Origin of the sequence: Paraburkholderia sediminicola (genome assembly GCF_046027825.1) — a bacterium.
Taxonomy (GTDB): domain Bacteria; phylum Pseudomonadota; class Gammaproteobacteria; order Burkholderiales; family Burkholderiaceae; genus Paraburkholderia; species Paraburkholderia sediminicola_D.
In genome coordinates, this window is sequence record NZ_JAQQDU010000009.1 from 1 (window position 1) to 14,536 (window position 14,536).

A 14,536-nucleotide genomic window follows, 5' to 3' on the forward strand; every position below is an offset into this window, starting at 1 on the left:
AGGCCCGGCGTTGACGCCGGTCGCTGCGGCGCCAGTACCGACGGCTCAAATTCCGTCTGCCGCGCGCACTCCTAGGACGACATACGACGGAATCGGATGTGCGCGCGGTTTCGATCGAGATTTTTGGGCCTATAAAGAACTACGGGTAGCGCGCTCGCTAAGATTTCACGCTGGATGCGCGATGAGGCAAAACTGTTCGTGCACAGATGCGAATGGGTGAGGCGTGGGACACTATCGGTTGGCGTCCTGTTTTACCCACCACAATCTGAATCCTGATCCGCGCCATGGTATGACCGTAAGGAAACCCATCTTACTGAACACGTTATTGCGTGACATTCGCGCCTGCACGGTGTGTGCGGCGGTGCTGCCGCATGCGCCGCGCCCGGTCGTTGTGGCATCCACTGATTCGCGCGTTCTGATCATCGGCCAGGCGCCCGGTGCGCGTGTGCATGCTTCGGGTATTCCATGGAGCGATGCGAGTGGTGCACGTTTGCGCAACTGGCTAGCGGTCTCCGACGAGACCTTCTACGACGCCTCGAAATTTGCGCTCGTGCCGATGGGATTTTGCTTTCCGGGCAGAGGGGCGAGTGGCGACTTGCCACCGAGGCCCGAATGCGCCGCGCATTGGCATCAGGCCTTGCTGGCCCAGTTGCGCGAAGTGCGGCTTACCTTACTGATCGGTCAATACGCACAGCGTTTTGGCCTCGGCGACGCGTTCGGGCCGACGCTAACCGATACACTGCTGCGCTGGCGGGAATTTGGCCCCAACGTGGTGCCGCTTCCGCATCCTTCGCCGCGCAATATTGCCTGGTTCAAGCGCAACCCCTGGTTCGAAGCGGAGGTGTTGCCGACGCTGCGGACTCGGGTCGCCGCGGCGCTTCAGGCATGACTCGCCGCGCGCGGTCGAAATAATCTGAAACACATCGCTAAGCGCCTGGTGGAATAAAACGTCACACTTATGCGTTTGCCTAATGCCGACGGCGGCAGACGGCGCGACCAGACCTCCCCCGGTATGGCCGAATTTTCAAACAGCTTTCGCAAGAACACCATTTGCAGACGGAACGACCTATGAACACCCACGCCGATCCCCTGACCGATTCGACCCGCACGCCGCTGCCGTCGCGCTACACCCGCACGGCGATGACGCTGCACTGGCTGATCGCGCTGCTGATGATCGGCAATGTCGTGCTCGGCCTGACCGCCGAATCGTGGCCCGACGACTGGGTGCGTCCGGTCGTCGATACTCATAAGTCGATCGGTATCACAGTGCTCGGTCTCGCGCTGCTGCGTATCTTGTGGCGCGTGTCGCACAGACCGCCGCCGTTGCCGCGCGAGTTTCCGTCGTGGGAGAAGATCGCCGCGCATGTCGCCCATTTCCTGCTGTATTTCCTGATGATTGCGCTGCCGCTGTCCGGCTGGCTGCACGATTCCGCGTGGAAAGATGCGGCCACCCATCCGCTGCGCCTGTTCAACCTGTTCCCCTGGCCGCGCATCGGCTATGTGATGCATCTCGACCCGGCGCTCAAGGAGACCTTGCACGACCGCTTCGGCGCCTTGCATACGTGGCTCGGCTACGCGCTGTATGCGCTGCTGGCGATGCATATCGGCGGCGCGCTGAAGCATCAATGGATCGATCGCAAGTCGGTTCTGAAACGCATGGTGCCGTAAGCACTGTCACGCTACTTGCTATCTAACAACCGCACCAACGACGGACTCAGTAGTCATTTTGAAGAAAACTCTGGAACAGGCGCTCGCCCTTGCCTCCCCGCGCATTCTGCCGCGTCCCACTACGCTGCTGAGCACGCTGATTCATTTCAGCGTCGTCGTGTTGTGGCTGCTGTTGTTCGCGCGCGCGTTCTTTCTGCAAGGCGTGGTGGCGTGGTCGACGGGGATTGCGTACGTCGTGTACGACACGCTGCTGCTCGCGTTCGTCACATGGAAAACGCTGCCGCTCATGCGACCCATGCCGCCGCTCGAGCCTGATTTCGACGCGCGCAACTTGCCGAGCATGGGGGTGATCGTCGCGTCGCATAACGAGGCGACGGTGTTGCCGGTCACGCTCGCTGCGCTGCTGCGCCAGACGCATGGCCCGGCGCAGATCGTGATCGCCGACGACGGTTCCACCGATGCCACCCAGGCGCTGCTCACCGAACGCTTCGGCCTGGCTGCGGTAGCCGACGGTGTACTGAGCGCACCGAGTTCGCTTTACCCGAATCTTTACTGGCTGCGCGTGCCGCACGGCGGCAAGGCCCGTGCGCTGAACGCCGCTATCACGCTCATGACTACCGACACCGTCATGACCGTCGACGCTGACACGCTGCTCGACGACGACGCCACCTACGCGATGCGCGTCGCTTTTGCGAGCGAGCCGAAGCTGGTCGCGGCGGCCGGCATTCTGGTGCCGGTCTGCGGCAAATCGGTTTCGGGCCGGGTGTTCCAGTGGTTCCAGACCTATGAGTACATGCGCAACTTCATCGCCCGCTTTGCGTGGATGCGCGCCGACAGTCTGCTGCTGATTTCAGGCGCCTTCGCGTCGTTCAAGCGCGACGCGCTGGTCGACGTGGGTGGCTTCGATCCGCAGTGCCTGGTCGAAGACTACGAACTGATTCATCGGCTGCGCCGCTACTCCGTGGATCATGGTCTTGGCTGGGACGTGCGCGTGGTCGGCGACGCCCATGCGCATACCGATGCCCCGGACAACCTCGGCAGTTTCCTGCGGCAGCGCCGGCGCTGGTTTGCGGGTTTCCTCCAAACGCAATACTGGAACCGCGATATGACCGGCAACCCGCGCTACGGCACGATGGGCATGCTGATGCTGCCGGTCAAGGCCATCGATACGATGCAGCCGATCTACGGGCTGACCGCCTTCGCGCTGCTGCTCGGCTTTCTGTTCGGCGGGCATGGCGCGATCGTCGTGTCGATTTTCAGCGTGATCGGCCTCAAAACGGCAATCGATCTCGCGTTCTATCTGTGGTGTATCCATCTGTACCGCGGCTGGACCGGCAAGCGCAGCAGCTCCAGTCTGTGGATGGCGGTACTCGCGGCGATCGCCGAGCCGTTCACGTTCCAGTTGGTGCGGCATGTCGGCGCACTGCTGGGCTGGCTGCATTTCCTGCGTGGCGGCCGCTCGTGGGGCGTGCAGCGCCGCTCCGGCCTCGTGACGCACGACGAAAGTTAGCAGCCGATCGCCTGATTTGACGCATGTAGGGTGGCGGACCAGCGCGGTTAGGCCGATGCGCAGCGCGGCGGGGCATGGCGTGCCAACGGCGGAACCATGTGGGTCCGGGTTCGAGTAGACTGTACGACGATGTCGGCCCGCGAATTGCAGGGCGACCACCTTCTATCCGCTCGTGCACGGAGGCTCCACCTATGCATGCTGTTCCCCCGCTCGAACAAGACACCGTCGATGCGCCGGTCGATGCGTCGCCTGCTCAGGCAGCCGCGCAGACCCATGTCCCAACCGCCGCGAATGCACACACGCCAGATCAGGCCGCCAACGGCGCGCCGGTGCGCGATCTGCGCCGCGTCGGCATTCATCCCGACTACTGGTATCCGCTCGCGTGGTCGCATGAAGTGAAGCGGGGCAAGACGCATGGTGTGACGTTCGCGGGTGAGCCAATCGTGCTGGCGCGTACGGAGTCAGGCAAGGTGTTCGCGCTCGAAGATCGTTGCGCGCATCGTCAGGTGCCGTTGCATCAGGGCGTGGTGGACGGCGAATCGATCCGCTGCGGCTATCACGGCTGGACCTACGACTGTTCGGGCAAGTGTATCGATGTGCCGTATCTGGGCCGGGATCGTCTGCCGAATGGCGTGCGGTCTTATCCGTGCCGCGAAGTCGAAGGCCTGATTTTCGTGTTTCCCGGCAATGCCGCTTTGGCCGAAGAACGGCCGCTACCCGCGTTCGGCTCCGTCTCCGACAAGAAGTACAAGACGCGCCGTTTTGGCCGTCCGGTGAATTGCCACTATTCGTTCATGCACGAGAACCTGATGGACATGAACCATCAGTTCCTGCATCGCCGTCAGATGGGTCAGATGCGCGCGCGTTCGCTGGGCCGGCGGCGCGGCGAAGGCTGGGTCGAAGTCGATTACACGTTTGCGCGCATGGCCGGCCAGCAGCCGATCGGCGAAGCGATCGTGTTCGGCCAGAGCCGCAAGGCAGGCGGCGACAACGACAAGGACGTGATGACGATCCGCACCGAGTATCCGTATCAGACGCTGCAGATCCGCACGTCCGAACAGACGCTGGTGATGGATTTGTGGATCGTCTACGTGCCGCTCGATCGCGAGCAACGCACGAACCGCACGTTCGGGCTGCTGTCGATTCGCAAACCGGGTATTCCCGGCGTGCTCAATCTCGCGTGGCCGCTCCTCGTGTGGTTCACCGAGCGCATCTTCAAGGAAGACCGCGAAATCGTGGAAGCCGAACAACGCGCGCACGACTCGCAGGGCGCGGACTGGAATCACGAGGTGTTTCCGGTTATCAATGAACTACGTGCGTTGCTGCGTGAGAGTGGTGCGCCGGATCAGGTGGTGGGCGCGGGTACCGGCGACGGCCAGGTGATCCGTTTCTGGGATTCACGTCACGGCAACCCGTTGTCGAATACCTGATATTCGAGTTTTTTGGCGCCGCGCAGGACCGTAAAATCGTCGGCGACGATGAGCGGCGAGCCGGCGGCGCCGGCTATAACAAGACGCATAAAACGCATAAGCGGCACCAGGCGCAGGCTCATCGATCGGGAAGTCCAAAACCACAACGAATCGCGTGAGGGGTCCAGTCGATGAGTACCGAACTGCATGCAGTGATGCCGGTTGTCGTGTTCCTTGTGGGCCTCGCCATCATGGCGGTGGCGCTTGTGAAGGGCGGCCCCAAACAGCCGCCGCCGCTCGCGTCGATCAACGAGCCTTTCAAGTCGGTCGATACTTCCGATTTACCTCCCATTGAACGCTACACCGCACGCGACAAGGCGGCGCTCGCGTATCGGCGCTATGCGAGCCGACTACCGGGGGGGCGCGGCAGCGCAGTGCTGATTCACGGTTCGTCGGCGAGTGGCGTGAGCCTGCATACCCTCGCGAAGGCGCTTGCCGCGGCCGGATACGACGTCTACGTGCCCGACATGCGCGGGCATGGCGACTCAGGCAAGAAAGGCACGATCGCGTATATCGGCCAGCTCGAAGACGATCTGAGCGACTTTCTCGACGCGGTACAACCGGCCGGACCGCGCACGCTGGTCGGCTTCTCGGCGGGTGGCGGCTTCGCGCTGCGGTTCGCGGGGGATGCGCGTCAACTGGCATTCGATCGCTATGTGCTGCTCGCGCCGTTCATTCATCAGAGCGCGCCGACTACGCGGGCTTCCGTCGGCGGGTGGGTGAGTATCGGGCTGCCACGCATGTTCGTGCTGGTGTTCCTCAACAAGCTGCGCATCACGCTGTTCAATCACCTGCCGACCGTGGCCTACGCCCTGTCGCCTGAGGCGGCGGCCATGCTTACGCCGCAGTACTCGTACAACCTGATGCTGAACTTTCGTCCGCACGAGGATTACCGCGCGGATATCCGCGCGATGCGGCAGCCGGTTGAAGCGCTGGTTGGCGCGGATGACGAGGCGTTTCACGCCGGGAAATATGCCGGGGTCTTTGCGGAAGCGGGGCGCGTGGTGCCGGTCACGATTGTGCCTGGCGTGGGGCATATCGCGTTGACGCTCGATGCTGCTGCCGTCGCCGCGATTGTGGCGGCGGTGTCTGAGCATGCCGGCGAGGTGGCTTTGTCGTAGGCTGGTTTTCCGCCCGGTGGGGAATGAGTCCATCTCCACCCGGTAGGGAATCCAGGCCGGTCGAGCAGCGATAATGGCATCTAACACACACAGGTTTGCGCCATTCGAGATGCGCCGGCCTCCGACCCGTGTACCATTTCGCTTTTTCCGATATTTAAGAACGCCCCGTGACTACGCAACAAATCCCCACCGCATCCCGTAAATCCCTCACCCTGCTGCAACTGCTGGGCCTCATCGGCGCCGCTGGACTGATCGCAGCCATCGTGCTGAATCAGTTCGTCTAACCCCCCGCCACGAAGCCCTCGCTTCAAGCATCCGACCCTATTCCGGCGCTCGCCGCCGGCTTCATCGACATTCCGATTTGCCATGTACAAGAAGGGCGTAGCCGTAGAAATCCAGTTTTCCCCCGAACGGCTCAACGACGGCGCCGGCGATCCGTACTGGATCGATTTGACGCAGGTTGAAGCGCAACGGCTGCTGGAAAGTCTGCAGGCACGGCTGGCTGAAAGCAGCGCAGGCACCGCCGCGCCCTTGGTGGTGAGCCTCGACGAGACGCCGGTGTCGCAAGCGGTTGCTGCGCCGCGGGCGGCCGTAGAAAGCGCAGCGTCTGCGGACGACTTCAAACAATGGGTCTGCGTGATCTGCGGCTGGATCTACGATGAAGCCGCCGGCTTGCCGGAAGAGGGTATTGCGCCGGGCACCTGCTGGGCAGATGTCCCGGCCGACTGGCGTTGCCCACTGTGCGATGTGGGCAAGGAAGATTTTGCGCTGGTCGAGTTTTAAGCCCGGCTGAACGCCGGATTACTTGCCGGTCTTAGCCCGCCCCTTCCGGGAAATCCGCGCCGACCGTGGTGGCCTCCCAGGCATCGAAGTCGCCGCGCATGAAGTCCAGCTTCTTGCGCGCCAGCTCGAGCGCCACTTTGCCGAGCAGCAAACGCAGCGGCGGTTTGTCCGATAGAGCGGCGTCGATGATGGCTTGAGCGGCGCGCACCGGATCGCCCGCCTGTTTGCCACTACGCGCTTCGGTCTGTTTGCGGCGCTCGCCGGCCGTGGCCGCGTAGTCGTCGATCACCGTCGCCGATTGCTTGATCGACGGACCTGCCCAGTTCGTGCGGAACGGACCGGGCTCGACGATCAATACGTCGATGCCGAGCGGTTTGACCTCTGCCGCGAGCGATTCGGACAGACCTTCCACCGCATATTTGGTGGCGTGGTAATAGCCGGTCGCGGCAAAACTCGCGATGCCGCCAATCGACGAGACATTCACGATCAGGCCGCTGTGCTGCTCACGCATGATCGGCAGCACCGCTTTCGTCATATCGACCAGACCGAACACGTTGGTCTCGAACATCGCGCGGACTTCGTCGTCTTCGCCTTCTTCGATCGCGGCCAGATAGCCGTAACCCGCGTTATTGACGAGCGCGTCAATGCGCCCGAAACGCTGCCTGGCTTGCGTGACCACGTCGTCGATCTGTTGACGGTTCGTCACGTCGAGCGGCAGAACCAGCGCGCGATCGCCATGTGCTTCGGCAATATCTTTCACTTTCGACGCGTCGCGTGCCGTGACCACCGCGCGCCAGCCGCGCTCCAGCACCAGCTTCGCCAACTCCCGGCCGAAGCCGGTGGAACAGCCTGTAATTAGCCAGACGGGATCGTCTCGATTCATCATTTGGGAAACTCCGGTTGATGGGCCAACGTGGCGCGCTTGATCGTCGAACAGCGCCCGTATTGCTGCTTACCTCTTGTGTGGGTTTTTAATTGTAGTCGTAGCGCGGCGGCCTCGCTTTGCAGCGCTTCGACGAACACGCCGGCCAGCGGATGGCTCGGGCGATGCTCCGGATGAACCACGCTCACGCGAAACGGCAACGACACGGCGAGCGGCCGGATATGCATACTGTGGCCCGCGAAATCCAATGCGGTAAGCGGATTGACGATGGCCACGCCGAGCCCTTGTCGCACGAAGCTGCAAACGGAGACGGCGGTTGGCGTCTCGATCATCTGGCGGCGCGCGATACCCGCTTGCGCGAAGGCTTCGTCGATCTGAATCCGATACGGATCGTTTGACGACAGGCTGATGAACGGCTGATTCGCGAAGTCCTTCCACTCGATCACACGCTTTGCGAGCAATGGATGCCCATCCGGCAGCACGCAGACTTCGTCCACTTCGAGCAACGGCGTCAGGCGTGTTCCAGCGGGCGGCGCGCCGTGTTCGGTCAAGCCGAGGTCGTAGCGCTGCGCGGTCAACCATTCTTCGAGGAACGGCGATTCCTGCGTCGCGATCGAGAGGCTTACACCGGGCTGGGCATCGTGGAAACGTTTTGATGCACCGGGCAGGATCGAGTGCGAAAACGCGGGCAACGCAATGATGGCAAGCTGGCCGCCCTGAAATTCGCGCAGGCTTGCTGCTGTGGACGCTACCCGTTCGAGTCCGACATATGCGCGCTTGATTTCATCGAACAGCGTCAACGCGGACATCGTTGGACGCAATCGGCCGTGCACGCGTTCGAACAAGGTAAAGCCGATGCTCTTTTCCATACGTGCGAGTTCGCGGCTGACCGTGGGCTGCGAGGTGAAGAGCATCTCGGCCGCTTTGGTGACGCTGCCTGCCGTCATCAACGCACGGAAGACTTCGATATGTCGATGAGTGAGTGCCATGGTGGCTATATCAGGAATGAATGGGATGGAGATATATAGGTATTTTACTGAATGATCGATTCTCAGCATTATGTGGCTCACACCCATGCTTCGACATCGAGAGCCGAAACCCGTGACCACTTTCAATCCACCGCAACTCGTTGAACTCGCGCGTCAGTACGGCACGCCTCTGTGGGTCTACGACGCCGACGTGATCCGCCAACGCATCGCCGAATTGCGCAGCTTCGACGTGATCCGTTATGCGCAGAAGGCGTGTTCCAACGTACATATCCTGAAGCTGATGCGAGACGAAGGGACGATGGTCGATGCGGTGTCTCTGGGCGAAATCACGCGCAGTCTCGCGGCGGGCTTTACACCGGATGGCGATCCTGAGGGCGTAGTTTTTACCGCCGATCTCGTCGACCACGCGACGCTGGCCACCGTGATCGAGCACCGCATCACGGTCAACGCCGGGTCGCTCGATATGCTTGAACGTGTTGGACAGCAGGCGCCTGAAGACCACCGTGTGTGGCTGCGGATCAATCCCGGTTTCGGGCACGGACACAGCAACAAGACCAACACGGGCGGCGAGCATAGCAAGCACGGTATCTGGCTCGACGACGTGCCGCTCGCGATTGCCATGGTGCGCCGTTACGGTCTGAAGCTGGTCGGATTGCACATGCATATTGGCTCCGGCGTCGACTACACGCATTTATCGCGCGTGTGCGATGCGATGGTCGAAGCGGTGCAAAGCTTGGGGCACGATATCGAAGCGATTTCGGCGGGGGGCGGTTTGTCGGTGCCGTATAGCGAAGGCGAACCGCGGATCGACGTCGAACATTATTACCGTCTCTGGGACGCGGCGCGGGGGCAGATCGAAGCGCATCTCGGGCATCGTGTGAGACTGGAAATCGAGCCAGGGCGCTTTCTGGTCGCCGAAGCGGGTGTGCTGGTCGCCGAGGTGCACGCGCTGAACCGGCGGCCGAACCGGCAATTCGCCTTGGTCGATGCGGGCTTCAACGATCTGGTGAGGCCGTCGTTTTACGGCAGCCATCATGAGATGACGGTGGTGAAAGGCAATGGCTTGCCGAGCGAGGCGTCGGTTGGCGCTTTCGCGGTGGCGGGGCCGTTGTGCGAAGCGGGCGATGTATTCACGCAGGAGGCGGGTGGTGTCGTCACGAGCCGCTCCATGCAGACGCCGGACGTGGGGGACTTCATCGTGTTTCATGACGCCGGGGCATATGGTGCGTCGATGTCATCGAACTACAACAGCCGACCGCTGGCTGCTGAAGTGTTGATCGACAATGGCGTGCCGCGTTTGATCCGGCGTCGACAAACCATCGAGGAGTTGATCGCGCTCGAAACGCTGGGTTGAGCACGCCGATAGCCATGTAGCTGGAATGACGGGATCAAGCTGACAGTTGCATCAACTCGATCGTCACGCCATCCGGCCCTTCCGCGCACATGACCAGGGCGCTTACGCGCGGGCGCGCGCTCATGGTCTGCGGGGAGCTTTGCGCATGTCAGCGCGTACCGCGCCACATGGGGTAGTGCGGCGTGTGGTTCGCAGCCGTGCAGTCCGATATGCATCGAACTGGAGACCTACGTTCGCCACGCGGCGTGAACCCGGTTTCATCGTGCCCGCACCGTACGCGTGTACGACGCAATCATCGTCGCGAGCTCCTGCGCGGCGGGCGTGACGGGAATCGCCGCGCGCTGCAACAGGCACACGTTCTGTTCGACCGCTCGCTCGCCCACATTGACCGTCGTCAGTGTGCTCGCAAAGGGCCCGCGTTTGACGACGACCGACGACTCCAGCGACAGGCAGTCCGTTGCGCCGACCAGATGCAGCGTCTCGTATAGACCTTCCACCGTTGCAATGATTTTCGGCGGCGGCAAACCGTGGCGCTCGAACAGATCGCTCAGGCGGTTGATTTGCGGATCGTCGGTGAGATTCGGCGAAGGCGTCGCCACCCATTTGCAATCGACGAGCTCGGCGAGCGAGGTCGCGCCTGCTTTCGGATGGCCGCGTCGGCAGACGACCACGGGATCGGACGGATAGAGCGGCGTCACGGACAGATCGGCCGTATCGGTATGCTTCGACACCAGCGCGACGGCGAAATCGAGCCTGCCTTCACGAATCCACGAAATCATCATCCGTGACGTGCCGGTGCGCAAATGCACCGCGACCCGCTCGAAGCGCGCACGGAATTCCATCAGCACTGGCGCGAAGGCGTCGACGAGCGGCTCGGTCGTCATGCCGAACGTGACCTCGCCCGCGTAGTCGCCGCGCAATTGCTGCACTTCCTGCTCGGCCCGCTCGCATTCCCCGAGAATCGCGCCGGCGCGCTGCAACAGCCGCTGGCCAAGTGCGGTCAGCGCAATCCCGCGGTTCGTGCGGGTGAACAAGGTCGCGCCCAGCATCGACTCGAGGTTCTGCAACTGCTGCGTGATGCCGCTCTGGGCCATGCCCAGCGCCCGCGACGCCGCGCGGATGCTGCCGTGCTCGGCCACGGCGGTGAACGCGCGCAACTGGGAGATCGTCAACGCCATGAAGAATCTCAGTGATCGGTAAAAGTGATCATGATATTACTTTCGGGACTTCTTTGAGGCGCGCCAGCGGCATAGGATGGGCCTGTACCCTGTAGCAATCCGCCCACCTCACACCCGCCTCCCATGAAAATCTCGCTGATGATCTTGAGCGCCGCGCTGGCTTTCAGCAGCGGTGCGTTTGCCGCCGACTCCACCACGCTGCGCCTCGGTATCGATCCGACCTATCCGCCGATGGACGCCAAGGCGCCCGACGGCAGTTTTAAGGGTTTCGACGTCGATCTTGGCAACGAAATCTGCAAGCGCATTCATGCGCGTTGCCAATGGGTCGAACTCGAGTTTTCGGGGATGATTCCCGCGCTGCAGGCGCGCAAGATCGACGCGATCATGTCGTCAATGGCGATCACGGAGAAACGCGAGCAACAGATTCTGTTTTCGTCGAAGCTGTTCCAGTTCAAGTCGCGGCTGATCGCGCGGCAAGGTTCGCCGCTCGCGGGTGGCACGAACGCGTTGGCTGGTAAGCAGATCGGCGTGCAGTCGGGGACGCAGTTCGAAGGCTATGCGTTGAAGAATTGGGCGCCGCTTGGCGTGCATGTGGTTGCGTACAAGAGTCAGGATGAAGTGTTCGCCGACCTCGAGAACGGTCGTCTCGATGGAGCGCTGCTCGGTACGGTCGAAGCCGACTACGGCTTTTTGCGCACGCCGGCGGGCAAGGGCTTTGCGTTTGTCGGCGAGCCGCTTTCGATGGGTGATCGTGGTGTAGGCATCGGCCTGCGCAAGGACGAGACGGCGGTGCAGGCGTCCATCAATGCGGCGATTGCCTCGATGCTCAAGGACGGTACGTACGCGCAGATCGCGAAGAAGTACTTCGACTTCGATCCGTACGGCAACTGATTCTTTTATTTCCCATTTTTCGTATCCAAACCTTCCGCTCATGAACAAGCAATCGATTCCGCTTCTATCGCCGGCTATCGGCACGCACCGCGAACTGGTGTCGTTTCACTTTGGTCCCGCGGATAGCGGACAGAAGATTTACATCCAGTCGTCCCTGCATGCCGATGAAACCCCGGCGATGCTGACGACGGCTTTACTGAAGCGTCGTTTGCTCGAACTGGAGAAGCAGGGCGCGTTGAGTGCGGAAATCGTGCTGGTGCCGGTGGCGAATCCGGTTGGGCTCGGGCAGTACGTGCTGGGGCAGTTTATTGGGCGCTTCGATCTGGGCAATGGTAAGAACTTCAATCGACACTTCCTGCAGTTTTCGAAGCTGGTGGCGCGGGCGAAGGAGGCGTTGGGTTCGGATGCTTCGGAGAATCGGCGGATTGTTCGCGAACTGATCGCTGCGGAGTTGGCTGAACAGAAACCGTTGACTGAATTCGAGTCGCTGCAATTGGCGCTGCTGAAGCTTTCCTTCGATGCGGATGTGGTGATCGATTTGCACTGCTCGTTGGAAGCGGCGATGCATCTCTACACCAGTGAGGCGGCGTGGCCTGAGTTTGAGCCTCTGTCACGGTATCTGGGGGCGCAGGCTTCGTTGCTGGCGACTAACTCGGGCGGTGAGTCGTTTGATGAGACGCATAGCTTGTTGTGGTGGAAGTTGCAGCAGGAAATGCCTGCTGATAAGCCGGTGCCCAATGGGGCGATTGCTGTGACGGTGGAGTGCCGGGGGCAGCGGGATGTGTCTTATGAGGTCGCGCAGGAGGATGCTGACGCGTTGATCGATTATCTGGTCTGGCGCAAGGCTATCAAGCTTGATGTGAAGCCTTTGCCTGAGTTGCTGTCGCCCGCGACGCCGCTTGCTGGCAGCGAGCAGTTCTACGCACCTGTGAGCGGGATTCTGATTCATCGCGCGGAGATCGGGGACACGATTCGTGTCGGGCAGCCGTTGTTCGATATCGTCGATCCGTTGACTGATGAGACGACTACGCTGTCTAGTAACACCGAGGGTGTGTTTTATATGCGGCGCGCGATTCGGTTTGTGACGGCTGGGGCGCCGCTGGGGCGGGTCACTGGCACGCGGGCCTTTAGGACTGGGGTTTTGTTGGGGGCTTGACGGTTTTTGATTGCCGGCGTAGTGCCGAAGCATGCCAAGCCTCCGGCTGCATAGACTCGTTGGTCCAAGGTGCCCGCTCTGCAGTTAGCACCGCGGCGCGCCTCGACGACCGACAACTTGAACCTGCTTGGCCCTGACGTTCGAGCCAATATTCTGCGTCGCGTCGAGGACAACGAACCGTCGCCCGTGACGTATGCCAAAGCCCGCGTGCGACCGACGATCGCGCGGCATTAACGGTCATTAGCGGCTGCCACGCCGTGGCAATGAGAAAGGCACGAGAGGTTTCGTGCCTTTCTCATTTCAGGTTTGAGACGATTCCGGATCTCTCGCAATCATCGCCAGTTCAATTAGCTTTTGATCCCGTCGAGCGTCTCCCCTTCGGGTATCAGGTCCGGGTGTTGTCTGCAAATAGGAACGATCGCTTTCTCAAAGAGCTCATAGATGACGTCCGCCATTCCGCGCCGGAAAGTGGCGAAAACCTCTGGCGAGCAGTTCGCTTGCACGATCTTGATTGCATCATTGACGGACTTGTTTGCATCGTACAGTCGCGCAATTACTTCAGTAGCTGTTTCCTTATTTTCGATCATTTTGTTCGACTCCTTATGGTCTGTATCTGGCATTAAATCCGGGGGCATCCGTGCAATTCTGCGCAATTGTTCACACAATTCCAGTATTTGAATCTGACGTCTACACCTGTCGGTAATACAGCATCACACTTTTGACGACACATGGTTCGCACCTGCACGCAATCTCCAGTGTCCTTGCATTTGACAAATCCTGATGAATTATTTGTATCGCTTGCGAATATCTTCGCATAGAGCATTGTCCGCTTTGACAGGTCCGGAGTAAGCACGGGAAATGGCAACTGGTTCTGCGCCGCAACCTGAATTTCAACAGGATTGTCTTCGATCGGTTTGCCTGTCTGCGCATCGAAATAGATGTCGTGAAGGAACAACGGCCAAGCAAGACGTGCTTGAATGAACCCGCAGTCCACGCACACTGCGCTGATGACTGGTGATGTGTCGGACGTGAGCGACCGCAACCAGCCAAGACGGGTGGCAGGGGGGGCCTACGGGATCAAGACCAGCCTGGTAGTTATCTAACCATTTGTCGGTATCGTCGCTACTGATTGCTACAGCAGCCCCGCCGCTGGTTGCGATCGTACCGTTTCGGGACACCACGCGACCATCGGGTGAGTAACCATAATCTACGGTCAGTAGACGACGAACCCGGCCGATTTGAGCTATCGGTTGCTCATCGTATGTGAACCGGGTAACCCGCCCTCTGAGGTCGTATGCGATACGGGCCCCGCGATAGTTGCCAGTTTGCCAGGTAACGCGGTGGGCCGCATCGCGATCCTGATTGCCAAAGAGCCACTTTGAGACGATGTTTTGCGCGGTGTTGAGATTGCCGGTTTCGTCGTAGAAGTAGAACCAGTCGGCAACCTTGACATTGTTTACGTAAGTGATCGCCTCGATCAACCGGTTGAACTGGTCGTGATGCGCTCGCTATATCCTGTGACATTGCCATTGGC

14 protein-coding genes are annotated in these 14,536 nt (G+C 60.9%); 9 read left to right on the forward strand and 5 right to left on the reverse strand.

Annotated features, from left to right (window positions below):
- Positions 1-289 precede the first annotated feature (289 nt).
- The 4 genes from PQQ96_RS06850 (at position 290) to PQQ96_RS06865 (ending at position 4,608) form a co-directional block, all read left to right on the forward strand.
- Entirely contained in the window at positions 290-889 is a 600-nt protein-coding gene (locus tag PQQ96_RS06850) for a uracil-DNA glycosylase family protein (RefSeq protein WP_408290259.1), read from the forward strand.
- Between the two features lie 179 nt (positions 890-1,068).
- Positions 1,069-1,668: a cytochrome b gene (locus tag PQQ96_RS06855; protein WP_408290261.1), complete on the forward strand. Its 600-nt coding sequence runs from the start codon at positions 1,069-1,071 to the stop codon at positions 1,666-1,668.
- A gap of 58 nt (positions 1,669-1,726) precedes the next feature.
- Positions 1,727-3,178, forward strand: a complete 1,452-nt coding sequence (locus PQQ96_RS06860; protein WP_408290263.1) for a glycosyltransferase family 2 protein — start codon at positions 1,727-1,729, stop codon at positions 3,176-3,178.
- 191 nt (positions 3,179-3,369) lie between these two features.
- Positions 3,370-4,608 (forward strand): Rieske 2Fe-2S domain-containing protein, encoded by a 1,239-nt coding sequence (locus PQQ96_RS06865; protein WP_408290265.1) that lies wholly within the window; start codon positions 3,370-3,372, stop codon positions 4,606-4,608.
- On the opposite strand, the gene PQQ96_RS06870 is transcribed toward PQQ96_RS06865, so the two are convergent.
- Positions 4,581-4,730, reverse strand: a complete 150-nt coding sequence (locus PQQ96_RS06870; protein WP_408290267.1) for a hypothetical protein — start codon at positions 4,728-4,730, stop codon at positions 4,581-4,583. The two genes, PQQ96_RS06865 and PQQ96_RS06870, sit on opposite strands and share 28 nt — an antisense overlap.
- A gap of 48 nt (positions 4,731-4,778) precedes the next feature.
- On the opposite strand from PQQ96_RS06870, the gene PQQ96_RS06875 reads away from it, so the two are divergent.
- Entirely contained in the window at positions 4,779-5,768 is a 990-nt protein-coding gene (locus PQQ96_RS06875) for an alpha/beta hydrolase (protein ID WP_408290268.1), read from the forward strand.
- A gap of 366 nt (positions 5,769-6,134) precedes the next feature.
- Entirely contained in the window at positions 6,135-6,551 is a 417-nt protein-coding gene (locus PQQ96_RS06880) for a rubredoxin (RefSeq protein ID WP_408290270.1), read from the forward strand.
- Positions 6,552-6,582: 31 nt separating this feature from the next.
- On the opposite strand, the gene PQQ96_RS06885 is transcribed toward PQQ96_RS06880, so the two are convergent.
- A complete protein-coding gene (locus PQQ96_RS06885; protein ID WP_408290272.1) occupies positions 6,583-7,437 on the reverse strand; it encodes an oxidoreductase in 855 nt (284 codons plus the stop codon).
- A complete protein-coding gene (locus PQQ96_RS06890) occupies positions 7,434-8,423 on the reverse strand; it encodes a LysR family transcriptional regulator (protein WP_408290274.1) in 990 nt (329 codons plus the stop codon). The genes PQQ96_RS06885 and PQQ96_RS06890 overlap by 4 nt, the downstream gene beginning before the upstream one ends.
- An 85-nt stretch (positions 8,424-8,508) precedes the next feature.
- Here PQQ96_RS06890 and lysA point away from each other — a divergent pair, with 85 nt between their 5' ends.
- Entirely contained in the window at positions 8,509-9,777 is a 1,269-nt protein-coding gene (gene lysA, locus PQQ96_RS06895; protein WP_408290275.1) for a diaminopimelate decarboxylase, read from the forward strand.
- A 257-nt stretch (positions 9,778-10,034) separates the two neighbouring features.
- On the opposite strand, the gene PQQ96_RS06900 is transcribed toward lysA, so the two are convergent.
- Positions 10,035-10,955 carry a LysR substrate-binding domain-containing protein gene (locus PQQ96_RS06900; protein ID WP_408290277.1) on the reverse strand — a complete coding sequence of 307 codons (921 nt, stop codon included), beginning with the start codon at positions 10,953-10,955 and terminating at the stop codon, positions 10,035-10,037.
- Positions 10,956-11,078: 123 nt separating this feature from the next.
- Here PQQ96_RS06900 and PQQ96_RS06905 point away from each other — a divergent pair, with 123 nt between their 5' ends.
- Positions 11,079-11,846 (forward strand): transporter substrate-binding domain-containing protein, encoded by a 768-nt coding sequence (locus PQQ96_RS06905; protein WP_408290279.1) that lies wholly within the window; start codon positions 11,079-11,081, stop codon positions 11,844-11,846.
- Between the two features lie 40 nt (positions 11,847-11,886).
- Entirely contained in the window at positions 11,887-13,002 is a 1,116-nt protein-coding gene (locus tag PQQ96_RS06910) for a succinylglutamate desuccinylase/aspartoacylase family protein (protein WP_408290280.1), read from the forward strand.
- 347 nt (positions 13,003-13,349) lie between these two features.
- On the opposite strand, the gene PQQ96_RS06915 is transcribed toward PQQ96_RS06910, so the two are convergent.
- Positions 13,350-13,589 (reverse strand): hypothetical protein, encoded by a 240-nt coding sequence (locus tag PQQ96_RS06915; RefSeq protein WP_408290282.1) that lies wholly within the window; start codon positions 13,587-13,589, stop codon positions 13,350-13,352.
- Positions 13,590-14,536 lie beyond the last annotated feature (947 nt).

Bases quoted from the DNA above. Each gene is read 5' to 3' on its own strand.
- PQQ96_RS06850 (WP_408290259.1), top strand. From the start codon at position 290: ATGACCGTAAGGAAACCCATCTTACTGAACACGTTATTGCGTGACATT.
- PQQ96_RS06855 (WP_408290261.1), top strand. From the start codon at position 1,069: ATGAACACCCACGCCGATCCCCTGACCGATTCGACCCGCACGCCGCTG.
- PQQ96_RS06865 (WP_408290265.1), top strand. From the start codon at position 3,370: ATGCATGCTGTTCCCCCGCTCGAACAAGACACCGTCGATGCGCCGGTC.
- PQQ96_RS06870 (WP_408290267.1), bottom strand. From the start codon at position 4,730: ATGAGCCTGCGCCTGGTGCCGCTTATGCGTTTTATGCGTCTTGTTATA.
- PQQ96_RS06875 (WP_408290268.1), top strand. From the start codon at position 4,779: ATGAGTACCGAACTGCATGCAGTGATGCCGGTTGTCGTGTTCCTTGTG.
- PQQ96_RS06880 (WP_408290270.1), top strand. From the start codon at position 6,135: ATGTACAAGAAGGGCGTAGCCGTAGAAATCCAGTTTTCCCCCGAACGG.
- PQQ96_RS06885 (WP_408290272.1), bottom strand. From the start codon at position 7,437: ATGATGAATCGAGACGATCCCGTCTGGCTAATTACAGGCTGTTCCACC.
- PQQ96_RS06890 (WP_408290274.1), bottom strand. From the start codon at position 8,423: ATGGCACTCACTCATCGACATATCGAAGTCTTCCGTGCGTTGATGACG.
- lysA (WP_408290275.1), top strand. From the start codon at position 8,509: ATGCTTCGACATCGAGAGCCGAAACCCGTGACCACTTTCAATCCACCG.
- PQQ96_RS06900 (WP_408290277.1), bottom strand. From the start codon at position 10,955: ATGGCGTTGACGATCTCCCAGTTGCGCGCGTTCACCGCCGTGGCCGAG.
- PQQ96_RS06905 (WP_408290279.1), top strand. From the start codon at position 11,079: ATGAAAATCTCGCTGATGATCTTGAGCGCCGCGCTGGCTTTCAGCAGC.
- PQQ96_RS06910 (WP_408290280.1), top strand. From the start codon at position 11,887: ATGAACAAGCAATCGATTCCGCTTCTATCGCCGGCTATCGGCACGCAC.
- PQQ96_RS06915 (WP_408290282.1), bottom strand. From the start codon at position 13,589: ATGATCGAAAATAAGGAAACAGCTACTGAAGTAATTGCGCGACTGTAC.